Origin of the sequence: Microbacterium luticocti DSM 19459 (genome assembly GCF_000422405.1) — a bacterium.
Classification (GTDB): Bacteria; Actinomycetota; Actinomycetes; order Actinomycetales; family Microbacteriaceae; genus Microbacterium; species Microbacterium luticocti.
On sequence record NZ_AULS01000009.1, the window covers coordinates 27,715 to 51,751 of the forward strand.

The 24,037-nt window shown below is 70.5% G+C and carries 19 protein-coding genes; 11 read left to right on the forward strand and 8 right to left on the reverse strand.

Annotation, left to right across the window (positions count from 1 at the left end; genetic code table 11):
- Positions 1-36: 36 nt before the first annotated feature.
- Genes H577_RS16060 through H577_RS0110340 form a run of 5 tightly spaced genes read right to left on the reverse strand, consistent with a single transcriptional unit; the run spans position 37 to position 7,978 of the window.
- Positions 37-1,302: an endo-beta-N-acetylglucosaminidase H gene (locus H577_RS16060; RefSeq protein WP_084516094.1), complete on the reverse strand. Its 1,266-nt coding sequence runs from the start codon at positions 1,300-1,302 to the stop codon at positions 37-39.
- Positions 1,299-4,859, reverse strand: a complete 3,561-nt coding sequence (locus tag H577_RS16065) for a glycoside hydrolase domain-containing protein (protein WP_051191943.1) — start codon at positions 4,857-4,859, stop codon at positions 1,299-1,301. Before H577_RS16065 ends, H577_RS16060 begins: the two co-directional genes overlap by 4 nt.
- Positions 4,856-5,761: a carbohydrate ABC transporter permease gene (locus H577_RS0110330; RefSeq protein WP_084516096.1), complete on the reverse strand. Its 906-nt coding sequence runs from the start codon at positions 5,759-5,761 to the stop codon at positions 4,856-4,858. The genes H577_RS16065 and H577_RS0110330 overlap by 4 nt, the downstream gene beginning before the upstream one ends.
- Complete coding sequence (locus H577_RS0110335; RefSeq protein ID WP_029145892.1) at positions 5,758-6,645, reverse strand: carbohydrate ABC transporter permease; 888 nt, start codon at positions 6,643-6,645, stop codon at positions 5,758-5,760. Before H577_RS0110335 ends, H577_RS0110330 begins: the two co-directional genes overlap by 4 nt.
- Before the next feature lie 34 nt (positions 6,646-6,679).
- Positions 6,680-7,978, reverse strand: coding sequence for an ABC transporter substrate-binding protein (locus H577_RS0110340; protein ID WP_029145893.1), 1,299 nt, complete (start codon positions 7,976-7,978; stop codon positions 6,680-6,682).
- Positions 7,979-8,046: 68 nt separating this feature from the next.
- Here H577_RS0110340 and H577_RS16070 point away from each other — a divergent pair, with 68 nt between their 5' ends.
- Positions 8,047-9,363 carry a glycoside hydrolase 5 family protein gene (locus H577_RS16070; protein ID WP_051191944.1) on the forward strand — a complete coding sequence of 439 codons (1,317 nt, stop codon included), beginning with the start codon at positions 8,047-8,049 and terminating at the stop codon, positions 9,361-9,363.
- An 11-nt stretch (positions 9,364-9,374) separates the two neighbouring features.
- Here the strand turns inward: H577_RS16070 and H577_RS0110350 are convergent, their stop codons facing one another.
- Complete coding sequence (locus tag H577_RS0110350) at positions 9,375-10,397, reverse strand: LacI family DNA-binding transcriptional regulator (RefSeq protein ID WP_029145894.1); 1,023 nt, start codon at positions 10,395-10,397, stop codon at positions 9,375-9,377.
- A 99-nt stretch (positions 10,398-10,496) separates the two neighbouring features.
- Here H577_RS0110350 and H577_RS16075 point away from each other — a divergent pair, with 99 nt between their 5' ends.
- The 7 genes from H577_RS16075 to glmM all read left to right on the forward strand — a co-directional run bounded on the left by H577_RS16075 (position 10,497) and on the right by glmM (position 18,013).
- Entirely contained in the window at positions 10,497-13,739 is a 3,243-nt protein-coding gene (locus H577_RS16075; RefSeq protein ID WP_084516100.1) for an alpha-mannosidase, read from the forward strand.
- 234 nt (positions 13,740-13,973) lie between these two features.
- Complete coding sequence (locus tag H577_RS16080; RefSeq protein WP_169566285.1) at positions 13,974-14,405, forward strand: VanZ family protein; 432 nt, start codon at positions 13,974-13,976, stop codon at positions 14,403-14,405.
- A 95-nt stretch (positions 14,406-14,500) separates the two neighbouring features.
- The gene (locus H577_RS16085) at positions 14,501-15,223 is read left to right on the forward strand and encodes an endonuclease/exonuclease/phosphatase family protein (RefSeq protein ID WP_051191946.1); all 723 of its coding nucleotides are present in this window, start codon (positions 14,501-14,503) and stop codon (positions 15,221-15,223) included.
- Between the two features lie 76 nt (positions 15,224-15,299).
- Positions 15,300-15,476, forward strand: a complete 177-nt coding sequence (locus H577_RS17650) for a hypothetical protein (protein ID WP_156876618.1) — start codon at positions 15,300-15,302, stop codon at positions 15,474-15,476.
- A 208-nt stretch (positions 15,477-15,684) separates the two neighbouring features.
- Positions 15,685-16,131, forward strand: a complete 447-nt coding sequence (rplM, locus tag H577_RS0110375) for a 50S ribosomal protein L13 (protein ID WP_029145895.1) — start codon at positions 15,685-15,687, stop codon at positions 16,129-16,131.
- 26 nt (positions 16,132-16,157) lie between these two features.
- The gene (gene rpsI / locus H577_RS0110380) at positions 16,158-16,637 is read left to right on the forward strand and encodes a 30S ribosomal protein S9 (protein WP_029145896.1); all 480 of its coding nucleotides are present in this window, start codon (positions 16,158-16,160) and stop codon (positions 16,635-16,637) included.
- 14 nt (positions 16,638-16,651) lie between these two features.
- Entirely contained in the window at positions 16,652-18,013 is a 1,362-nt protein-coding gene (gene glmM, locus H577_RS0110385; RefSeq protein WP_029145897.1) for a phosphoglucosamine mutase, read from the forward strand.
- A gap of 186 nt (positions 18,014-18,199) precedes the next feature.
- Here the strand turns inward: glmM and H577_RS0110390 are convergent, their stop codons facing one another.
- Both H577_RS0110390 and H577_RS0110395 read right to left on the reverse strand, forming a co-directional pair.
- On the reverse strand, positions 18,200-19,144 hold the full coding sequence (locus tag H577_RS0110390) for a Ppx/GppA phosphatase family protein (RefSeq protein ID WP_029145898.1): 945 nt from the start codon (positions 19,142-19,144) through the stop codon (positions 18,200-18,202).
- 28 nt (positions 19,145-19,172) lie between these two features.
- On the reverse strand, positions 19,173-20,516 hold the full coding sequence (locus H577_RS0110395) for a flavin monoamine oxidase family protein (protein ID WP_029145899.1): 1,344 nt from the start codon (positions 20,514-20,516) through the stop codon (positions 19,173-19,175).
- Positions 20,517-20,782: 266 nt separating this feature from the next.
- On the opposite strand from H577_RS0110395, the gene H577_RS0110400 reads away from it, so the two are divergent.
- The 3 genes from H577_RS0110400 to H577_RS0110410 are packed head-to-tail and all read left to right on the forward strand — an operon-like array spanning position 20,783 to position 24,035.
- On the forward strand, positions 20,783-21,676 hold the full coding sequence (locus tag H577_RS0110400) for a branched-chain amino acid ABC transporter permease (protein WP_029145900.1): 894 nt from the start codon (positions 20,783-20,785) through the stop codon (positions 21,674-21,676).
- 14 nt (positions 21,677-21,690) lie between these two features.
- Complete coding sequence (locus H577_RS0110405; protein WP_029145901.1) at positions 21,691-22,749, forward strand: branched-chain amino acid ABC transporter permease; 1,059 nt, start codon at positions 21,691-21,693, stop codon at positions 22,747-22,749.
- A complete protein-coding gene (locus H577_RS0110410; protein ID WP_029145902.1) occupies positions 22,746-24,035 on the forward strand; it encodes an ABC transporter substrate-binding protein in 1,290 nt (429 codons plus the stop codon). The genes H577_RS0110405 and H577_RS0110410 overlap by 4 nt, the downstream gene beginning before the upstream one ends.
- Positions 24,036-24,037 lie beyond the last annotated feature (2 nt).

Consider the following 24,037-nt stretch of genomic DNA (forward strand, 5'->3'; position numbering starts at 1 on the left):
TGCTCTCGCCCACCGGCCGTCTTTCGCGGGGGCCGGTCAGCGGCAGGCGGGCACGCGGTACGGCTCGAGAAGGTCGAGCACGCCGTCGGGCCCGTCCACCCGCACGGTCACGGTGCCGTCGGCGGTCGCGCCGTGCCGGGCGTGCTGCACGAGAACACGGCTCTGGCCGGCACCGAGGTGCGGGAACGACCGGCTGCCCAACGACGAGGTGACCGTGACATCCAGCTTCGCCCGCTCGGCACTGGCCACGCGGGTCTTGAGCTTCACCGAGTGGCCGGTGCAGGTCGCCTGCGTCGACACCGACACGTCGTACCACGGCGCCTTGTAGGCGGTGGCGTGTCCGGTCAGCGGCTCGGTGATCGCCGACAGGTAGTCGGAGTGGTCGCCGGCGGTGAGGTTGTAGGTGACATACACGCCGTAGCCCTCGTCGACCGTGCGCTGCGCCAGCGCCGCCGACGCGCTCTGCGGGGTGGCGGTGAGATCGACGGCCGCAGCGCCGAACTGGGCGCGGCTCATGTCGGGCAGCTGCGGCGGCAGCCACGCGCCGTAGTACGGGTTCCACGCGTAGTCCAGGTCTGCCGCGGCACCGGTGCCCGCCCAGTCGGTGGTCTGGTACGCCGGTCCGATGTCGTACAGCGTGATCAGCTTGTCGGGCCCGAGTCGGTCGCGCAACGCGTCCAGCAGATAGGCGAACGACGTGCCGTTCGGCTGCGCCGTGCCGTTCTTGCCGTACTCGGCCCACTCGTCGTCGAAGTCGATGCCGTCGAGCCCGTAGGTGTGCACGGCGTCGGCGAGCTGGTCGGCGAACGCCGCAGCATCCGCCTGCGAGGTGAAGTTCGCAAAGCCCGCGCCCTGGTGGTTGCCCAGCACCGACAGCAGCACCTTCGTGCCGTGCTTCTGCAGCGGCCGGATCTGGTGCTCGGCGTCGTCCAGGGTCTCGGTGACGCGGTCGTTGAACGAGAGGTACGCCGCGTGCGTCGTCGTGTCGTAGTTGATGTTCGCGGCGAAGATCATCGCCATGTCGAACACCGGCCGGGTCGTGCCGGCGAGCGTGTAGTCGGCGACGTTCGCCATGTCGTTGCTGTTCACCTCGACGTACACGACGCGCTTCGGGTCGGTCGATCCGGGCGCGGGGGTCGGGTCGTGGTGCCCGTGCGCGGCGACCGATCCGGCCGTCGAGGCGGCGGCCGGATCGGTGGTGGCCGAGGCGGCGGCCGGAGCGCCGAGTGCGGCGACCGCGATGCTCACTGCGGCCACGGCGGCGAACCGCCACCGGTGCTGCGGGCTGGGGAGGGTGGTCATGGGGACTGTTCCTTTCGTGCGTCGTTGCAGGTGGGGTGGGGGGTCGTGGGGGAGGGCTCGTCGAGGGCGAACACCTCGAGCTGCCGCAGCGTCACCGCCGTGGTCGCACGCACGCGCACGGCGTGCGCGGTGACCGGCTCGGCGAGGCGGAACGGGGTGGTGCGGCCGGGGATCAGCAGCTCACGGTGGGTGGTGGCGATGTCGCGCCAGTGGCCGTCGGATGCCTCGGCCTGCCACGTGAGCGCGTCGGCCGTGGCATCCGCCGCCGCCGTCACGGTGACGTCGGTGACGGTGCGCGGCGCGGCGAACCGCCAGCCGGCCGTGTCGCCGGGCTGCAGCGACACGGCCGAACCCGGCCCGGAATCGGGTGCGGCGCCGTCGTCGAAGAGCACGGTGTGCGCGAGGTCGAGCGGATGCCCGCCGGTGCCGGTGAGGTCGGGATGCCACGCCGTGACCGGCTCGTCCGCCGCAGCCCACAGCGGGCTCGCGGCCACCTCGTCGGGGTCGGATGAGAACCACAGCTCGAGCACGTGATCGGGGCCGGGCGCGTCGCCCGCCGCACCCGCGTCATCGCCAGCCGCGTCGTCACCACCGGCCGCACCGGTGAGCGCGTCGACCTGCAGCACCGGCCGGTCGCAGTCCCGGCCGTCGAGCGCGGCCCGAACCAGCAGGTGTGCGTCGGGGCCGGCCCGGTGCGCACGCACCCGCAGGCTGCCGCCGCCCGCGCGACGGACGGTGATGTCGTCGAACAGCGGACTGCCGATGCGCAGCTCGCCCGAGGCGAGCTCGAGCGGGTAGAGGCCGAGCGCCGCCCACAGCCACCAGGCGCTCATCTCGCCGTTGTCTTCGTCGCCGGGAAAGCCCTGACCGATCATCGCGCCCGTGAACAGCCGGCGTGCCAGCGCGTGCACGGTCTGCCCGGCCTGCCACGGCCGGTCACCGTGCACGTGTATCCACGGGATGTGGTGGGCGGGCTGGTTCGAGATCGCACACATGCCGCTGCGCAGCGCCCGCGCCTCGCGTTGCTCGTGGATGACCGTGCCATAGCCGCCGGCGAACGCCGCATCGGCGGTCTCGGGCTCGGCGAACAGCCGGTCCAGATGCGCACGCAGACCGGTGGCACCGCCGTACAGTGCGGCGAGGCCGGCGCCGTCGTGCACGGCCGCGACCGACATGCCCCACGCGTTGGTCTCGACGTTGTCGCCGCCCCACACCCGCGGGTCGAACGGTGCATCGCCGAACCGGCCCGCGGCATCCCGCCCCCGGAAGAACCCGTGCACGTGGTCGAACAGCAGCCGGTACGAGCGGGCCCGATTGTCGAAGTAGCGGGCGAACGCGTCGTACCGTGCCGCGTCGGCGCCGCCACGGTCGGCCAGTCGCCGGGCGAAGCGGGCGATGGCGGCGTCCGAGATCGCGTTCTCGAGGCTCCAGCTCATGCCTTCGGGCACGTCGCGGGCGACGTACCCGGTGAACCGCGCCCGGGCGATGCCCTTGCGCCCACGGCGGGGGTCGTCGGCGGGCTCGCAGGCGTTGCGCCAGGCGCCGGCGAATGCGGCGTCGTGGTCGAACGCCACCGACCAGCGCTCGGCGTCGGCGAAGATCTGGTCGCTCGAGGTGCCGACCATCGAGTCGACGTATCCCGGAGCGCTCCACCGGGCCATCCAGCCGCCGCGGCGCCACTGCGTCAGCACGCCGTCGAGCATGCGGCCGGCGCCGGCCGCATCGAGCAGCACGAGCGCCGGCCACGCGGTGCGGTAGGTGTCCCAGTACCCGTTGTTGACGTACAGCTCGCCGTCGGCGACCGGGGCGCCGGTGCGCTCGCCGTGGTGCCCGGCTGCGGGCACCATCGGGTCGGCGAAGCGCAGCCGCCCGGCGGCGGCCGTGCCGGTGTTCTCCGACATCGTGTTCGGGTACAGGTGCAGCCGGTAGAGCGCGCTCGCGAGCTGGGCGCGCGCCTCGTCGTCGGCGAGCTGCCGCCACGGCCGGGCGGCCGCCTCCAGCGGCGGCAGGGTCACCGCGCCCAACAGCGCATCCCACTGCGCGTGGAGTCCGTCGCGCAGTGCGTCGAAGCCCGCGGCATCCGGCATCTGCTGCGCCAGCGTTTGCCGGGCCTGCGCGATCGACAGGAACGACTGTGCGATGCGCACCTCGACGCGGCCGGTGCCGCGGATCCGCCCGTCGGCGTCGACGGTGCCGCCGTGCACGACGCCGGCGAAGAACGTGCGCGGCGCCGCACCCCAGTCGGCCGGGCCCTCGGGCACCCAGCCGTCGAAGTGCCGGCCGTCACGTGCGGTGAAGCCACCGGCACCGTCGGGCGTCGTGACGGTGAATCCGACGGGGGTGGATGCCGCAGCCGCCGCGGCCTCGAAGGCTCCGGCGTGCGTGGTCGCGGTCATCCGCACCCGCACGCCGCCGCGCAGGTGGGCCTGGTAGACGAAGGGATGCGCCCGTTCTGTGCCGGGAACGATCCGTGGCGCATCGACCGCGTGGGGCGGGCCGAGGACGGGCCGTTCTGCGCCCGACGCGGCGGCCTCGACGGGCAGTGCGTCGGACGCGTCCGACGGCGTGAACGGGCGCAGCTGCAGCACGCCCCGGTCGCCGATCCACGGGCTCGGCTGGTGCGAGAACTGCAGGGCCTCCAACCGCCGGCCGCGGTCGTCGTCGTGCACCGACCAGCGGTATGGCCACCGGGTGTCGGACGCGTCGGTCGCCGGTGTGAGAAAGCAGAAGCCGTGCGGTGCGGCGACGGCCGGGATCGTGTTGCCGCGCGAGAAGCGCGGCCCGGCATGGGTGCCGCGCCGGGCGTCGACCCGCTCGGCCGGGGTCAGCTGCGCGGTGTCGGCGCGGCGGCCGACGACGACCTCGACGAAACCCTCGACGGCGCCGGCCCCGTCCGCCTCAGCGTCCTCGTCCGCCTCAGCGCCCGCGTCTGGCTCAGCCTCCGCGCCCGCGGCCTCAGCGCCCCTGGCCTCAGCGCCCCTGGCCTCAGCGCCCCTGGCCTCAGCGCCCGTCGCCTCAGCACCCGTCGCCTCGGCGCCCGCGTCTGACTCAGCCTCAGCGCCCCTCGCCCGCGCGCCCGCCACCTCAACGCCCGCGGCCACGGCGAGTCCGGGCGCGCCGAGCACCGCCATGACCCGACCGGTGCGCCCGGCCCACGGCTGAAGCGAGACCGTGTCGGCGTTCCACTGCTCGGGCAGCGCCCACGCCGCGTCGAACTGCGCCGCGGCGCCCATGGCGAACCCGTACCGGTCGCGCACCCGGTCGTCGGCCGACAGGTACGACCCGTCGTCGAACTCGACGTCGATCGTGACGGCCAGGCCCGCGTACGGCGCGTGCACTGCCGCCGGCCCGTCGGCGTAGAACGCCCAGTGCAGCACCGTGTCGGATGCGACCGTGATGTGCTCGAGACCGGGCACGGGCATCCGCTGCACGCCGGCTGACGGATCGAACCGGAACGCGAACACCTGCCCGCCCAGCACCCCGGCGCCCGGCCGTGACGACGGCGGGTCGGCCGGGCCGGAGGCGGGCCGGAGCACGGCCGGGCGCTCGGGGGTCATCCCTTGACGGCACCCTCTTGCACGCCGCGGAAGAAGTAGCGCTGCAGCACCGAGAACAACACGATGATCGGGATCAGCGCCACCATGGTGCCGGCCGCGATGAGGCGGGGGTCGGGCGAGAAGTTGCTGTTGAGGTAGGCCATGCCGACGGTGAGCGTGTACTTGCTCGGGTCGGTGAGCACCATCAGCGGCCACAGGTAGTCGTCCCACTGGCCGATGAACGTGAAGATGGCCACGACGCTGGCCATGCCGCGCACGTTCGGCCACACGATGTGCCGGATGCGCTGCCAGGTGCTGGCGCCGTCGACGGTCGCGGCATCCAGCACGTCGCGCGGGATCATGCGGCACGCGGTGGCGATCAGCAGCACGTTCATCGCGGCGATCGCACCCGGCAGGAACACGCCCCACAGGCTGTTGGCCAGGCCCAGGGCGTTGATGGTGAGCAGGTTCGCGGTGATGGTCACCTCACCGGGCAGCAGCATGGTCGAGACCAGGATGCCCAGGGCGATGAACTTTCCGCGGAACCGCATGCACGCCAGTGCATACCCGGCGAACACCGAGAGGACGACGTTCGTGATGACCGACCCCACCGCGACCAGCAGCGAGTGCCACGCGTACTGGTAGACGGGGATGACGTCGTTGACGGTCTTGTAGTTCTGGATGGTCGGGTCGGTCGGGATCAGGTTCGGCGGAAAGATGTACAGGTCGTCGGCCGGGCCCTTGAACGACGTCGACAGCTGCCAGACGAACGGGCCGATCACGATCAGCAGCATCACCAGCAGCAGCGCGTACCGCACGATCAGACCGCCGAGCGTCGGCTTGCTGAAATCGCCCGAGCCCTTGCGGCGGATGCGGCGGTCGCGCCGGACGGGCTGCACGGGTTGCTCGGTCACGGCGGTCATGCCGGCACCTTCGCCTTCTTCTCACGGTTGAGCAGGGCGATCGCGACCAGCGGCACGAGCGTGAGCAGGAACAGTGCCACGCTGATCGCCCCCGCGTAGCCGAGGTTGCCGTTCAGACCCGCCCCCACCTGGCGGATCAGCATGACGATGGACATGTCGTAACCGCCGGGGCCACCGGTGCCGTGGGTGAGGATGTCGAGTTCGGTGAACACGCGCATCGCCGAGACGGCCACGAGCACCGAGATCAGCAGCATCGCCGGGCGCACCCCGGGGATGGTCACGTTGAAGAAGCGCCGCACACCGCCGGCGCCGTCGAGCATCGCCGCCTCGTGCAGGTCTTTGCTCACGTTGCCCAGGGCCGCCAGGTACACCACCATGTAGTAGCCCAGGCCCTTCCACACGGTCAGCAGGATGGCGCAGCCCAGCAGCCACCAGCGATCGACGAGGAACGCGATCGGCTTGTCGACGATGCCCATCCATTGCAGGGTCTCGTTGATGATGCCCTTGGAGTCGAACATCCAGCTCCAGATCAGCGCGACGACCACGGCCGAGGCGATCACCGGAAAGTAGTAGGTGGTGCGGAACAGCGCGATGCCGGGGATGTTCTTCTCGACCAGCAGCGCCAGCAGCAGCGGCAGGATCGTCAGCAGCGGCACGCACACCACGACGTAGACCAGGCACGTGATCAGCGCGTAGCGGAACTGCTCGTCGCCGAGCAGCCGCTCGTACTGGGCGAATCCGACCGGGGTGGCCGGTCGCAGCGGCCGCGCATCGGTGAAGCTCAGCGCGACCGTGTTGATGAACGGCCAGAGCGAGAACACCAGCACCCAGAGCACGGCCGGAGCCAGCAGCAGCCAGGGGGTGAACCAGCGGTGTGATCTCATCGATCGCCTCCTTCGGGTGCTGGTGTTCTCATGCTCACTTGTCGATGCGGTTCTGGTTCGCGTAGGCGACGATCTTGTCGAGCGCTGCCTTGGGCGTGACGTCGCCGCGGATCGCGAGCGCCATCTGCTGGTTCAGATAGTCGGTCATCGCGCCGGTCCACTGGTACGGGGTGGCCTGGGCCTTGTCGAGCGCGTCGAACATGATCTTCATCGCGTCGGCCTGAGCCGGGTCGAGGTCCTTGCCGACCTCGGCGACCACCTGGTCGGTGCCCTGCGCGGTGCCGGGGGCGAAGCCGACGGCGATCTTGACGAAGTCGACCTGGTTCTGCTCGTTGGTCACGTACTCGGCGAACGCCAGCGCCGCGGCCTTGTTCTTCGAGTCGGCCGCCACGTTCACACCCTGCACGAACAGGGGCGGGATGCCGGGACGCGCGGTGGCCACGGTGTGCTCGAGCAGCGACGGGGCCTTGGTGCGCAGGTCGCCGGCGAAGCCGGAGCCGCCGCTGGTGTAGGCGACCTTGCCCTGCAGGTACATCTCGGCGTTGCCGGCGTAGCTGCCGGTCAGCGCCTCGGGCGGCATGGCGCCGGCCTTGTACGCGTCGGCGTACTTCTGCACGATCTGCTCGGCCTCGGGCGTGTTGAACACGAACGCGCCGTCCTTGTCCATGATCGGGATGCCGGCCGACACGAACGTGTCGAGCCCGGGCATCGACGAGACCAGCTGCACCTTGCCCTTCGACTCGGTGGCGACCTTCTTGGCCAGGTCGAGCCAGCCGTCGGTGGTGTCGGGCAGCGAGTCCTTGGTCACCCCGTACGGGGCCAGCTGCTGCAGGTTCCACCACGACTCGTCACTGCCGAGGTACCAGGGCAGTCCGTAGGTGCCCTTCACGCCGGTGAAGTTGCTGTAGGCGTCCCAGGCGCCGGGGTTGTAGACCTTCTTCAGGTCGGGGTCGGCGGCGTTCAGGTCGAGCAGCTTGCCGGCCGCCACCAGCGGGTAGGCGATGTCGGGCGGCAGGTTCAGCACGTCGGGCAGCGTGTTCGAGTTGGCCTGGCTGAGGATCTTGTCCTGGTAGCCGTCGCCGGGCTGATCGATCCAGTCGATCGTCACGCCGGGGTGGTCCTTCTCGAACTGGTCGATCAGCTTCTCGAAGTACGGGGTGAACTTCTCGTTCTTCAGCGACCAGGTCTGGAAGCTGACCTTTCCGCTGAGCTTTGCCGAGGTGTCGACGGGTCCGCTGTCGGCGGGGCCCGGTGCCGTGCCGCCGGTGCAGGCGGTCAGGGCGAGGGCCGCGGCGGCCGCGATCCCCACGGCGAGCGTCGATCGGATCTTCATGGACATTCTCCTTCGAAGTACCAGGGCGTTGACGTCAGGGCTGACTAAAACGCTATAGTGCTCCTACTATGCCACACGCCGTCTCGCCCGCAACACCCCGAATCCGGCAGGTCAGGTTCGGCGCCAACTACACCCCGGCGACGAACTGGATGCACGCCTGGCTCGATCTGGACCTCGACGACGTGCGCCGCGACTTCGAGCCGCTCGCGGCGCTCGGCCTCGACCATGTGCGGCTGTTCCCGCTGTGGCCGCTGCTGCAGCCGAACCGCACCCTCATCCGCGACCGCGCGCTCGACGACGTGCGCCGCGTGGTCGACGTGGCTGCGGAGTTCGGCCTCGACGCCACCGTCGACGTCATCCAGGGGCACCTGTCGAGCTTCGACTTCGTGCCGGCGTGGCTGGGCAGCTGGCACGACACCAACATGTTCACCGACCCGGCCGCGCTCGCCGCCCAGGCCGAGCTCGTGCATCGCCTCGGCACGCGGCTGGCCGACGCGCCCACGTTCCTGGGGCTCACCCTCGGCAACGAGCTCGACCAGTTCTCGGCCCGCACGCACCCCTCGCCCTGGCCGGTCACGCCCGACGAGGCGGCGCGGTGGCTGGTGACGCTGCTGGATGCCGCCGGCCGGGCCGCGCCCGGACGTCTGCACGTGCACAGCGAATACGACGCGGTCTGGTACCTCGACGGGCACGGGTTCACCCCGACCCACGCGGCCCGGCTGGGGGATGCCACCACGGTGCACTCGTGGGTGTTCAACGGCACCGCGGCACGCTACGGCGGCCGGTCGGTGGCATCCGACCGGCACGCCGAGTACCTGATCGAGCTGTCGCGCGCGTTCGCGACCGACCCGCACCGCCCGGTCTGGCTGCAAGAGGTCGGGGCGCCGGCCAACTGTCTGACCGCCGACGAGGCGCCCGACTTCCTCGAGGCGACGGTGCGCGCCGCGTGCCGCACCGAGAACCTGTGGGGTGTGACCTGGTGGTGCTCGCACGACGTCAGCCGCGACCTCGCCGACTTTCCCGAGCTCGAGCACACCCTGGGCCTTCTGGGCGCGGACCGCTCGGTCAAGCCGATCGGGCGACGGTTCGCCCAGATCGTGCCCGAGCTGCGCACGCCGCAGCCGGCGCCGGCGCGCACGCTCGGCATCGTCGTGCCCGTCGACGCCGACGATGTTCCGATCAGCCGCGGGGCGCTCTCACCCGGCGGCCCGGTGTTCCAGGCCTGGGTCGACGCGTGCACGGCGGGCGTGGACCCGGCCCTGGTCACCTCGCGCACGGCCGAGGATGAGGCATCCCTCGCCGCACGCGGCATCAACGAGCTGGTGCGGCCCGACGTCTCGGGCGGATTCGCGTACCGCTCGGTGAACACCGTCGTCGACGGCTGAGCAGGTGCTGCTCAGCCCGGCGCGGCGGTGCTCTCGCGCACGGTGAGCTGGGGGGTCGGCCCGGCGCGGTCGAGCAGGGCCGTGCCCGACTCGATCTGCTCGAGCAGGAACGTCGCCGCCTGCTCGCCGAGGCCGAACGTGTCGCGGGTCAGGCACGTCAGCGCGGGCCGCACGAGTGCGGCGACGACCGAGTCGTCGAAGGATGCCACCGACAGGCGTTGCGGCACCCGCACCGCCATCTCTTGGGCCACGCGCAGCCCCGCGATCGCCATCACGTCGTTGTCGAACACGATCACCGCGGGGGGCTCGGCATCGCTCAGCAGTGCGCGGGTGGCGCCGGTGGCCGCGGCCGGCGAATAGTCGGTCGGCCGGGTGCGCGCCCGCACCCCGCGGGCGGCGAGACCGGCCAGCACGTCGATGCGCAGCCGGGTGTGCTGAAAGTCCTCGGGGCCGCACACGTACGCGATGTCGCGGTGACCGAGCGCGACCAGGTAATCGAACAGGGCATGCGCGGCCTGCTTGTCGTCGAGCCAGATCGCCGGCGGCTCGCCCGAAAGCGCCGGTCGTGAGCCGATCACCACGCTGCGCAGCCCCAGCCCGGTCAGCACCGGCAGCCGCGGATCGTCGTCACGGGGGTCGATGACGATGACCCCGTCGACCTGGCGCGCGCTGTGCCAGCGCCGGTAGGTGGCGATCTCGTCGGCCAGCGACGAGACCACGACCAGCTGCAGCGCGACCCGGTGCGCGGCCAGGGCCTGCTGCACACCCGCGATCAGGTCGGCGAAGAACGCCTCCGACCCCAGGGTGCGGGCCGGGCGGTTCACCACGAACCCGATCACGTCGGTGCGCGAGCCCACCAGGGCGCGGGCGGCGGCGCTGGGCTGGAAGTTCTGCGCGGCGGCGATCTCGAGGATGCGCTGCCGGGTCTGCTCGCTCACGCCCGGCCGCCCGTTCAGCGCGAACGACACCGCACCCGGCGACACGCCGGCCAGCCGCGCGATGTCGGCGATGGTGACGCGTTTGGCTCGTGGCATAGACTCACCGTACCGGCCGCTATACCGCTTTAGCGACCCCGGGCCCGATCCGCCGCCGCCCATGAGGGCGGTGGCCCCCGATCCGCCGAAGGAAGTGCCATGCACGACGACGCCGCGCTGACCGTGGGACGCGTCACCCGCGTCCTGAACGAGCGGGTCCGCCCCGCCGTCCACCCCGCACGGGTGCCGCTGTATGTGAGCGCGCACGACGTCGACGGCGAGCCGATCCCGCCCGCCGAGGCGCTGGCGGCCGAGTACCGCCCGTTCGAGGTCGGCACGCCGTGGGGGCCGGCCTGGAGCACCACCTGGTTCCGGCTGACCGGGCAGGTGCCGGCGGAGTGGGCGGGCCGGCGGGTGGAAGCGCTGGTCGACCTGGGCTTCGACGTGAACATGACCGGGTTCCAGTGCGAGGCGCTGGCGTACCGTCCCGACGGCACCCCGATCAAGAGCCTCAACCCGCGCAACCAGTGGCTGCCGGTGACCGATGCCGCCGACGGCGGCGAACTCGTCGACCTGTACCTCGAGGCGGCCGCCAACCCGGTGCTGCTGGACTACCACCCCTTCCTGCCCACCCAGCAGGGCGACGTGCTCACCGCGTCGCGCGAGCCGCTGTACCGGGTGCGGCATATGGACCTGGCGGTGTTCGACCCCGAGGTGTTCGAGCTGGCCGCCGATCTCGACGTGCTGCTCGAACTGCAGGCGCAGCTGCCCGAGACCGGGCCGCGGCGCATGCGCATTCTGCAGGCCCTCGATGACGCACTCGACGAACTCGACCTGCAGCGCATCGCCGAGACCGCCTCTGCCGCCCGGGCGTGCCTGGTCGACGTTCTGGCCGCGCCCGCCGAGCACAGCGCACACCACGTCAGCGCGATCGGCCACGCCCACATCGACTCGGCGTGGCTGTGGCCGGTGCGCGAGACGATCCGCAAGGTCGCGCGCACCACCTCGTCGATGGCGTCGCTCATCGACGACGAACCCGAGTTCGTGTACGGGATGTCGAGCGCCCAGCAGTACGCCTGGATCAAGCAGCATCGACCCGAGGTGTACGAGCGCGTGCGCCAGGCCGTGGCATCCGGCCGCTTCGTGCCGCTGGGCGGCATGTGGGTGGAATCGGACACCGTGATGCCCACCGGCGAGTCGCTGGTGCGGCAGTTCTTGTACGGGCAGCGGTTCTTCCAGCGCGAGTTCGGCATGCGCTGCCGGGGCGTGTGGCTGCCTGACAGCTTCGGGTATTCGCCGGCGCTGCCGCAGCTGATGCGCCGCGCCGGGTTCGAGTGGTTCTTCACGCAGAAGATCTCGTGGAACCAGCGCAACCGCTTTCCGCACCACACGTTCGAGTGGGAGGGCATCGACGGGTCGCGCGTGTTCACGCACTTTCCGCCGATGGACACCTACAACTCGCAACTGTCGGGTGCCGAACTGGCGCTGGCGACGCGGCAGTTCGCCGAGTCGCGCACCGCATCGGGCTCGATCGCACCCGTGGGGTGGGGCGACGGCGGCGGCGGCACGACCCGCGAGATGACCGCGCGGGCCAAGCGGGTGCGCGACCTCGAGGGCAGCGCCACGGTCACCTGGGAGAAGCCCGACGACTTCTTCGAGAGGGCCCGCGCCGAGCTTCCCGACGCGCCGGTGTGGGTGGGGGAGCTGTACCTCGAGCTGCACCGCGGCACGCTGACCAGCCAGCACCAGACCAAGGCGCTGCACCGCCGCGCCGAGCACGCGCTGGTCGAGGCGGAGCTGTGGTGCGCGACCGCGGCCGTGCGCGAGGGTGCGCAGTACCCGTACGACGAACTCGACCGGCTGTGGGAGCAGGTGCTGCTGCACGAGTTCCACGACATCCTGCCGGGCACCTCGATCGCGTGGGTGCATCGCGAGGCGGTGGCGGTGCTGTCGCAGGTGCTGGCCGACGCGTGGGCGCTCGCCGACACCGCACGACGGGCCCTTGCCGGCGAGGGCGATGTCGCGCTCGAGTTCGTGCCGACCGGGCTGGGCTGGGCGGGCGCGCGGGCCGCGCTGAACGACGGTCGGGCCGGCGGCGAGTCGGCCGGGGCGGACGGTCCGGCCGCGCGTGCCGCGCTGAGCGGCGGCCAGGAGGCGACGGCAGACGCGTCGGGCGCGCTCGGCGCCCGGCGGGTGACCGCGCCGCAGGGCGTGGCATCCCTCACCCCCGTCGGGGACGGCTGGGTGCTCGAGAACGCGCACGTGCGGGTGACGGTTTCGGGGCAAGGGCTCATCACCTCGGCGGTCGACGTGGCCAGCGGGCGCGAGGCGATCGCGCCGGGGCAGGCGGCGAACCTGCTGCAGCTGCACCAGGACTTTCCGAACATGTGGGATGCCTGGGACATCGACCGCTTCTACCGCAACCGCGTCACCGACCTCGACGAGGTCGCCGAGATGCGCGCGAGCGTGGACGACGGCGTGGCGCGGGTGCAGGTCGACCGGGCGTTCTCGCAGTCGACGGTGCGGCAGACGATCGAGCTGGCACCCGATGCGCGCACCGTGGTGCTGCGCACGCGGGTGGACTGGCACGAGACCGAGAAGCTGCTCAAGCTCGCGTTCCCGCTCGACGTGTTCGCGGCGGCGACCGTGGCCGAGACGCAGTTCGGGCACCAGTCGCGGGTGACGCACGTGAACACCAGCTGGGAGGCGGCCAAGTTCGAGACGTCGATGCACCGGTATGTGCTCGTGCAGGAGCCGGGCTTCGGCGTCGCGCTGGTGAACGACTCGGTGTACGGGTACGACACGACACGGGATGCCACCGACGACGGGGTGACCACGACGGTGCGGCTGTCGCTGCTGCGGGCGCCGCGTTTTCCCGATCCCGAGACCGACCACGGCGTGCACGAGATCACCGCGGGTCTGGTGGTCGGCGCCGACGTGGCGCTCGCGACCGAGGAGGGGCTGCGCCTGAACACGCCGTCGACCGTGGTGCGCGGCGCACACGAGGTGACACCACTGGTTCATGTGGCCGGAGACGGGCTCGTCGTATCGTCGGTGAAGCTCGCCGCCGACCGATCGGGCGATGTCATCGTGCGCGTGTACGAGGCGCTCGGCCGGCGTGCCGCGGGGGTCCTGACGGTGCACATGGCGTGCACCGGCGTGCGCGAGGTCTCACTCATCGAGGACGACCTGCCCGAAACGGGCTCGGCGGCCGGCGCGGCCGTGGGCGCGCTGGGTGCCGGGGCGGGCGCGGCTGCTGGTGCGCCGGGTGCTGGTGCGGGCGCAGCTGCCGCCGTGGCGGATGCCGCGGGTTCCGGCGCGTGGTCGGGCTCGGACGCATCGTGCGAGGTGCCGCTCACGTTGCGCCCGTTCGAGGTGCGCACCCTGCGCATTTCCCGCTGAGGCGTCTGCCCCGACGAGCACGGCTGCGCCACCGTTTGATCTCCGCTGGAGGAACCTCGATCGTGCAGCTGCTGCATCTCGATCCGGTCTTCAAGAGTCAGCTGACGGTAATGTGTGGTCAAGGAAGCGCAACCCTCCGGTCGTCGGCGTGAACAACCACAACCTACGAGGTGTTGCGCTTCCGCCTAGAACCCGGGCGTTCGGCTCGACGACCCGCTCGATAGGCTGACGATCGTGGCTCGTGGCGTGGCATCCGGTCGCCGGCGGGTGCGCGACGCGCACACCTGGCTGGTCGTGTACATCGTCGCGCTGGCGCTGGTCGCGTTCTGGCCGACACATGTCGACGGCGGCAAGGGGCCGCTGCTGCGGTGGATCACCCGGCACGTGCCATGGCTGACGTACGGGCGCATCGAGTTCTCGGCGAACATCGCGCTGTTCGTGCCGTTCGGGGTGCTGCTGATGCTCATCATGACGCACCGCTACCTGATCGTGCCGATCGTGCTGACGGCCACGGTGACGATCGAGGCGGTGCAGTCGCTGATGGACGGGCGGCGCACGCCGAGCATCCTCGACATCGTCGCGAACCTCACCGGCGCGTGCGTCGGCATGCTGCTGGTCGCCCTCATCGAGTGGCTGCACAGCCGGCGACGGATGCCCCACCCGTAGCGGGGCTGCGACACGGGCGCCGTCGTATCCGCGCGTGACCGCGACCGTCGCGCTCAGCCCGACCATAACCGCTGCGGTCTACCCTGGTTGGCAGGATGAAGCTCATCTCGTACAACCTACGCAAGCATCGCGCCGCGACCGAGTTGGCCGATCTGGTCGACGGGCACGGCGCCGATCTGCTGTGTCTGCAGGAGTGCGACACCTCTGACATCCCCGGGCAGATCGCGGGTCTGCGGCTGGCCGACGTGACACATCGCAACCGGCTGGGGCTGGCGGTCTACTTTCGCATGGAGATGTACCGCCCCCTCGAGGTGCGCTCGATCTCGTTGAAGAAGTCGCTGCACGACCGGGTGCTCAAACCCGCCGAAGAACGGATGCTCGGGGTGCGGCTGCACGACATCGACCAGGGCCGCGATCTGATCGTGGCCTCGTTCCACGCCGCCCCGTTGACCGCACTGAACCGACTGCGCCGGCACCAGATCCGCACCGCGTTGACCGAACTGCGGGAAATCGGACCGGGCCTTCCCGCCCTGATGGTGGGGGACTACAACTACCCGGTGTTCAAAGAGAACCTCGGGCAGAAGGTGCGCGAGCAGGGGTACGAGCTCACCCTCAGCGACACCCGCACGTACACCCGGTACCGCTACTTTCGCGGTCACTACGACTTCGCGACGTCGGTCGGGTTCGACATCGAGCGCATCCGCACCCTGCCGCAGGGGCAGTCCGATCACCTGCCGATCCTCATCACCGCACGGATGGTGCACCCCGGCCACGACGAAGCCGGGGCCGACGACGGCGGCATGGCGACGGCATCCTGACACCCACGTCGTTCGCGTGGGGTGGTCGGACGCGGTAGCCTGGGAGGGTCGCACAGACTTCCTGGGAAGGATCCGCATGTTCATCCTCTGCTTCGTGCTCTTCGTGGCGGGCTTCGCATGCTTCGGCTACGCGCCGTTCGTCGACGGCTGGCAGTCGCTGATCTTCGTCGCCGGGATCCTGCTGTGCTCGATTGCCATCGGCATTCCGATGCACCGCTCGCGCCACGAGCACAAGAGCAGCGAGCTTCCCTGATCCTCACCTGCTGAACGCCGGGCCAGCGCGGTCCGGCGTTCGCCGTTTGGTCGTGGCATCCCCGTGTCGTAGACTGGGCTGTTGGTGCGTCGCCCTGCCGGCGCACTGCGAACGTGAGCCCTCCACTGGCGTGTTCGGCGGACTACCGCAGAACCACCCCGGAGCGGGATTCACGAACGTCTCCGTTCGATCAGAAAGCAGCACTAACGTGACGCGCACTTTCACCCCCAAGGCTGGCGAGATCCAGCGCGAATGGCTGGTCATCGACGCCACTGACGTCGTGCTCGGCCGCCTGGCCTCGCACGCCGCCGCACTTCTGCGTGGCAAGCACAAGCCGACCTTCGCGAACCACATCGACACCGGCGACTTCGTCGTCATCGTCAACGCAGACAAGGTCGCCCTGACCGGCCAGAAGCTGCAGAAGAAGATCGCCTACCGCCACTCGGGCTACCCGGGCGGACTCAAGTCGGTCTCGTACGAAGAGCTGCTCGAGAAGAACCCCGTCCGCGCGGTCGAGAAGGCCGTTCGGGGCATGCTCCCCAAGAACAGCCTGGGCCGCCAGCAGCTGTCGAAGCTCAAGGTGTACGCCGGTGCCGAGCACCCGCACGCCGCGCAGCAGCCCAAGCCGTACATCTTCGACCAGGTCGCCCAGTAAGCGCCGCAGACACTAAGGACACACTCGTGGCGAACAACGACACCGAACTGACCACCTACTCGACCGAGAGCACCCCCGACGCCGCCGCCGAGGCCGCGGCGCCCCGCCCCGTGCTCACCGTGCCCGGCTCGGCCGTCGGCCGCCGCAAGCAGGCCATCGCCCGCGTGCGACTCGTGCCCGGCACCGGCACCATCACCATCAACGGCCGCACGTTCGAGGACTACTTCCCGAACAAGCTGCACCAGCAGCTGGTCACCGACCCGTTCACGGTGCTGAACCTCACCGGCGCCTACGACGTCATCGCCCGCATCCACGGCGGCGGCCCCTCGGGCCAGGCCGGTGCGCTGCGCCTGGGCATCGCCCGCGCGCTCAACGAGATCGACGTCGAGAACAACCGCCCGACCCTGAAGAAGGCCGGCTTCCTCTCGCGCGACGCCCGCGTCAAGGAGCGCAAGAAGGCCGGTCTCAAGAAGGCCCGCAAGGCCCCGCAGTACTCGAAGCGCTGATCGGATCCGTCTCGATGCCGCTGTTTGGCACGGACGGGGTGCGGGGGCTGGCCAACGGCCCCCTCACCGCCGATCTCGCACTGTCCCTGGCCCAGGCGACCGCTGTCGTCCTGGGCCAGGGCCGTACCGCCGAGGCGCGTCGGGCCGAGGGCCGGCGGCTGAGCGCCGTGGTCGCCCGCGACCCGCGGGTCTCGGGTGAGTTCCTTTCGGCTGCGGTCGCAGCCGGGCTCGCGGCATCCGGAGTCGACGTGCTCGACGCGGGCGTCATCCCGACCCCCGCCGCCGCATACCTGGTCGGCTCGATCGACGCCGACTTCGGCGTCATGGTCTCGGCCTCGCACAACCCGGCGCCCGACAACGGCATCAAGATCTTCGCCCGCGGCGGCGTCAAGCTGCCCGACATCGTCGAGCAGCGCATCGAGGCCGCGCTGTCGGGGCCCAAACTGCTGCCCACCGGTGCCGACGTCGGGCGCATCCGTCGCTTCGCCGACGCCGAAGACCGCTACGTCGTGCACCTGTTGCAGTCGCTGCCGCACCGGCTCGACGGCATCCATGTCGTGCTCGACTGCGCCAACGGCGCCGCCTCGGGCGTCTCGCCCGAGACGTTCCGCGACGCCGGCGCACAGGTCACCGTCATCGGCGCCGACCCCGACGGCATCAACATCAACGACGGCGTCGGATCCACCCACCTCGACTCGCTCGCCGAAGCGGTCGTGCGGCTGGGTGCCGACGTCGGCATCGCGCACGACGGCGACGCCGACCGGTGCCTGGCGGTGGATGCCTCGGGCGCCATCGTCGACGGCGACCAGATCATGGCGATCCTGGCGGTGGCCATGAAGGAGCGCGGGGCGCTCGCCGACGACACGCTCGTGGCCACGGTGATGAGCAACCTCGGACTGCACCGCGCGATGGCCGCGCAGGGCATCCGCGTCGAGCAGACCGCCGTCGGCGACCGCTACGTGCTCGAGCGGATGACCGAGGGCGGGTTCTCGCTCGGCGGTGAGCAGAGCGGCCACGTCATCATGAGTGAGTTCGCCACCACCGGCGACGGGCTGCTGACCGGGCTGCACCTGCTGGCGCGCATGGCCGAGACCGGGCGCTCGCTGGCCGAGCTCGCGTCGGTGATGACGGTGTATCCGCAGGTTCTGGTGAACGTGCGCGACGTCGACCGCACCCAGGTCGGGCACGTCGCCGTGGCGGCCGCCGTCGCCGCCGCCACCGCGCGGCTGGGCGACAGCGGCCGGGTGCTGCTGCGCGCCTCGGGCACCGAACCTCTCGTGCGCGTCATGGTCGAGGCATCCGACCCCGACGTGGCCGCCGCGGTGGCCGGGGAACTCGCCGACGTGGTGCGCGAGCACCTGGCCCTTCCGGCGTAGGGGCGCCGGGGCGCGGGCCGCCGGGCAGTCATCGCAGTGTCCGTGTCGACATCCACCGCGTACACAACTGCGGGGATTTCCGGCGACACGCCGAGCGCGGCGCGGCTGTCACGGCGTGTCGTCCAGAATCCCCGCCATTGTGCACGAGCACTGTGCACGAGCACTGTGCACGGGCACCCGGCGGGGTCAGCGCGTGGGCGGGGTCCAGCTGAGCGATTCGATGTAGCGCAGCAGCACGCCCTCGCGCAGCGCCCACGGCGAGACCTCGAGCGCCTCGGCGCCGAGCATCTGCATCGCGGTGTGCAACACGACCGCGCCCGCCACGATCTGGAAGGTGCGCTCGGGTGTGATTCCCGGCAGTTCTTGGCGGGCGGATGCCGGGATCCGCGCGAGCCGCGGAATCCACGCGCCCAGCGCGGTCCGCGGCAGCACCATCCGCTCGGTGCCGCTCCAGCCCGGCATCGGGGCGCCGGCCAGCCGCGCCAGCGACCGGATCGCCTTCGACGAGCCGACGATGTGATCCGGGCGGCCCAGGGCCGCGAACCGTTCGGCCACCGGCGCGAGCGTCGTGCGGGCATGCGCGGTCAGGGCGGCCACCGCATCCTCTCCCGGTGGGTCGTGCGGCAGGAACCGGACCGTCATGCGGCCTGCGCCGAGCGGGACGGATGCCGCCAACTCGGGCAGTTCGTCGGGCCCGGCCGCGAGTTCGAGCGAGCCGCCGCCGATGTCGAACAGCTGGATGCGCCCCGACGCCCAGCCGAACCAGCGCCGCACGGCCAGGAACGTCAGGCGGGCCTCGGACTCGCCGTCGAGCACCTGCAGCGGTTGCCCGAGGATGCCCTCGAGCCGGGCGATCACCTCGGGGCCGTTGGCCGCGTCGCGCAGCGCCGAGGTCGCCGTGGCCAGCAGCTCGTCCACGTCGTCGTCTTCGATGACCGCGCGTGCCCGGGTGACGGCATCCGTCAGCGCCCGCACACCCTCGTCGCTGATCGCACCCTCAGGAGTGAGAAACCGCATCAGCCGCACGATCGAACGTTCGCTCGTGGTGGCCAGTGGGCGGCCGCCCGGGCGCACATCGGCCAGCAGCAGGTGGACGGTGTTGGATCCGACGTCGAGGACTCCGAGGCGCACGGATAGAGCGTAATGCGGCGGCGCCCGGCTACGGCGCGGTCAGCTCGACCTGAGGCATCCGGAGCAGACGTGTGGCTTCGCGCAGCGCGCTCGACATCGCGCCGTCGGCATAGCCGAGGCGGGCGCGGCTGGTGTGCTCACCCGCGAACAGCACGCGCCCGGCGGGCATGGCGAGTATGTCGATGTCGGCGTCGGTGCGGTCCGGCCGGATGTGCGCGTAGCTGCCGCGCGCGAACTCGTCGTGCAGCCAATCGGTCGCGACCACCTCGACGGGGTCGGGCACCGGCATCCCGCACAGCGCCTCGAGCTGCGCGAGCGCCCAGCCGCGCGGATCGCGCCAGGCCGAGGCGGTCGCGCTCTGCGCGACGAGGAACATCATCGTCGGCCCGAGGCCGAAATCCCACGCCCAGGCGGATGCCTCGCGCCGGTCGGCCGGCAGCACAACGGCGTGACGGATGCCACGGCCGCGCCAGAACGGCTCGTCGAACGCGAGCACCACCTTCTCCATGCTCGAGAACCCGGTGCTCTCGATCGCCCGGCGGTGGGCGAGCGGCAGCGGCGGAGAGAACTCCACGGCTTTCGCGCGCAGCACGCCCAGCGGAACGGTGACGATCACGTGCGAGCCGTGCTCGGCCCAGCCGTCGCCGGTGACCTCGACGCCGTCGGCGCTCTGCGCGATGCGGCGGACGGGGGAGCGCAGCCGGATCGCCGGTGCCCCGGCGGCGAGCGGGGCGAGCACGCTGCGATAGCCGCCGGTGGGCACGTTGTCGACCACATCGCCGACCAGGGCGCTCGTCGAGAACGCCCAGCGCGCCGAGATGTCGTCCAGCGGCGCCGCACCGTCCTGCTCGATCAGGCCGGCCATGATCTGACGCAGCCGGGGCGCATCGGGGCGGCCGGCCAGGTACTCGTCGAGCACGGCGGCGACCGAACGGTCGGGGCGTGCGGCTGCGGCATCCATCTCGACCAGCGCCGCGACCGGATCAAGCGCGGCATACGACGCCAGCTCGAGCTCGTCGGCGGTGAGCGGCCGGCGATCGGCCATGTCGTATCCGGCGAACGCGGATGCCGTCGTGTCGGGCACCCACGGCACTGCCGCGAAATCGACCCAGTCCGAGATGACGTTGCCGCCGGGATGGTGGATCCACGAGCCGCCGAGATCGGCGATGCCGGCGCCCACGTCGACGGTGTGCAGGCGGCCGCCGATGCGATCGCGCGCTTCGACGACGACGCAGTCGATGCCGGCGGTGCGCAGCGCATTGGCCGCGGTCAGGCCGGCGATGCCGGCACCGACGACGATCACCCGCTCGGGTGTGCCGGGCGCGGCGGGCGGGATGGCGGCATCGCCGTCGTGGAACGCGCGCGTGGGCATGCGCACAGCTTAGGGGCGTCGGCGACGGGCCGGATGCGGGGCGGCAGGGCGTGTGGCTCGGGGCGGGCATCCCGCGAGTCGTCGGCTGCCGGCAACCGCTGTGGCCTGCCGAGGACACATCGACACCGGCGCCGCGATGAGTGGGCGGAGCGGCCAGATAATCGCAATATATTCTGACTTGACGAATGCATTACCATGCAGGTAACGTACTTTCAGGTCGAGGGATCGACGGTCGATGAGGACATTCGCGGGAGGGTGCGAACGACATGAGCTTCGTTATCAGCGTCCTTGTCGCCGGTCTCGCCATCGGCAGCGTCTACGCGCTGCTCGCGTACGGGTACGCGCTCGTGTTCAAGGCGTCCCATACGATCAATCTCGCGCTCGGCGCGTTCATGCTGCTCAGCAGTTACATCGCCCTCGAGCTGGGGGCGACAGGACTGGGGCTGCCGTTCTGGGCGGCGTTCTTCCTGGCTGCCGCCGCCATCGGGTTGCTGGGGTGGTTGGCGTTCCGGTTCGTCGGGCTGCCTCTTGTGGGGGCGTCTCCCGATGCGCTGGTGGTGGCGACCATCGGGCTTGACCTGGCGATCCGTTCGCTGATCCAAGCCAACCACAAGTGGGTGCTCACGACGCACGATGTCGGAGCGCCCTGGTCGGCGCCGGTCGGCATCGCCGGGGTGAGCATCGCGCAGGCTGACCTGTGGATCATCGGGATCACGGCAGCAGTCCTCATCGTTCTCGGCGTGCTGATCAGTCGCACCAGCTTCGGTCTGCACATGCGCGCCTGTGCCGAGGATCCGGAGGCTGCACAGGCGCAGGGGATCTCGTCCAAGCGGAACCTCGCGCTGGCATGGATCATCGCTGCGGTGCTGGCGGCGATCGCCGGAGTGCTGGTGGGAGCATCGCCGCGCACCATCGACCCGTCGAACTTCAGCTGGGCGCTCCGCGCCCTGCCGGCCGTCGTTCTGGGTGGGATGGACTCACTGAAGGGTGCGGTGATCGGTGGTCTGGCCATTGGGCTGATTGAGGCGCTGGCGGCGACCACCCAGGTCGCGTGGCTCGGTGAGGGCTATCAGCTCGTGCTGCCCTACGCACTCATGCTCGTTCTGCTGCTGCTGCGCCCTGCCGGCCTCTTCGGAAGTAAGGATCTGGTGCGGGTGTGAATCGAGCAACACGCGTGTTCAAACCGATCGCCAACCACAACGGCATGCTGCTCGTGTGCGCGCTTGCGCTTGCCGTCGTCTTGGCCGTCGCCGGCGCATCCATCCTCACCGCCGTCACCACGGCGATGGTCTTCGGAATCGCCGCCATCGGACTTTCCATCCTGGGTGGGCCGCTGAAGATCGTCAACATCGGTGCTTCCGCCTTCATCGGCGTCGGAGCGTTCACGACGGCGTATTTCAACAATGTCGCCCGTCTCGACCTCTCGCTGTCGCTGCTGTTGTCCGCGGGTGCGTGCATGGCGGTCGGGCTGATCGTCGCGCCGATCGCGAGTCGTCTCACGGGCATCTACATGGCCATCATCACGGTGGGCCTGGCATTCCTCGCTCAACACATCTTCCGCATCGCCACCCCCTGGACGGGGGGAACGGCAGGCGTGCAACTGCGGTCGGTGTCGCTGTTCGGCCTCGAACTGATGCGTCCGCTGCGCATCGGAGTCGTGACCCTCTCATCCACGCAGCTGTTCTTCATCGTGACCGCCGTCGTGCTGCTGCTCGTCGCCTGGTCGGCCGTCAACATCCTTCAGTCGCGCACCGGGCGCGCCTGGCGCACCATTGGAGAGTCGCCGCTGATGGCGCGCTCGTTCGGCATCCATCCCGAGCTCTACCGCTCGGTCGCCATCATCTACTCCAGCGCGCTGGCCGGACTGGCGGGCGGACTCCTCGCCGTGACCACCTCGTACGTGTCATGGGAGCAGTTCGACCTGCTGATGTCGGTGAACCTGCTCGCCGTCGCGGTGCTCGGCGGCTTGGGCTCGGTGTACGCGGTCGTGGTCGCGACGACCATTCTGTACGTCCTCCCCAAGATCGTCGACCTGTTCGCCGAATGGATCCCGTTCGTGTCGCAGGGCCCGTCGAGCGACGGCCTGTCACCCGAACAGCTGACCTCGGTGATCTACGGGTTCGCGCTGGTCCTGGTCATGATCGTGGAACCCGGCGGCTTCGCCGGCCTCGTCCGCCGCGCGACTCGCGCTCTCGCCCGTCACCAGACCGTCCCGGAAAGGACCATGCAATGAACCCCACGAAGACCGTGAAGCTCGCCGCACTCGTGGGCGTCGCTGCACTTCTCCTCACCGCGTGCGGTAGCGTCACCGACGTCGACGCCGGCCCTGCAGGCGGCGAATCGACGTCGGCAGAATGCGCGAGCACCGTCGGAATCTCCGACAGCGAGATCAAGCTCGGCGTGCTGTCCGACCTGTCCGGCCCCCTCGCCGCGGGAGGCGTGCCCTTTGCGCAAGGTGCGCAGGCGTACATCGACTGGGCGAACGACAACCTGACCGAACAGCTGGGCGGCCGCAAGCTGAGCGTGACGGTCAAAGACACCCAATACGACCCGCAGAAGGCCATCTCGGCCTACCGTGAGCTCAACTCGGAGGTCGCCGGCATCCCGCTCAGCTTCGGAGGTCTGACCACCGGCGCCATCGCCGAGCAGGCCCAGTCGGATTGCCTGTTGGTCGTCGCCAACCCGGGCAGCCGCCAGGACGCCCGTCCCGGCGTCTACTACACGGGTGCCACATACGACGTCAGCGTGATCAACCTCATGGACTACTACGTCAACGAGCTCGGCCACAAGGACTTCAAGATCGGCATCATCTACCAGGTCGGCGGGTATGGCGAAGGAGCGCTCGCCGCGCTGAAGTGGGGTGCCTCCCAGCTCGGATACGACGTCGTGGCCGCTCAGTCGTTCGCGCCGACGGACAAAGACTTCAGCGGCCAACTCGCCGCCATCCGGAAGGCCGCCCCCGACGTGGTGCTGATGGCCTCGTCCGGAGCGTCGACATTCAGCATCTTCGGGGCCGCCGAGGCAGCCGGTGCGGACTGGGAATGGCTCGGTCTTCAGCCCACCTTCATCCCCGCCGTGTTCTCGCTGCCCATCGGTGATGCGTTCCAGCAGAAGGTCACCATGGTCTATGGGGGACCGGTGCTCTCGCAGAGCGGAGCGAACCTCACAGCAGCGGCCGATCAGCTGAAGAAGGACTTCCCCGACCAGGTTGAGAATCCGCCGGCACTTCTGGGCTGGCAGGCGGCCTACCTCTTCACCAACGCGATGATCGATGCGATCAAGAGCGACCACCTGACCCGTGGCGGCATCCGTGACGCGATCGCCTCGCTCAGCATCGACCCGCAGGGCCTCGGACCCGCGAAGTACGCATTCGACCCGTCCAGCGCGATCCCCACCGAGCCGGATCAGGCCGATCTGATCGTGAAGGCCGACGCCGACACGCTCGGTGGGCTGAAGGTGGTCCAGGACTGGACGCAGTCACCCCTGGTCGACAAGTACAACGCCGAAGCGAAGCGCTGACC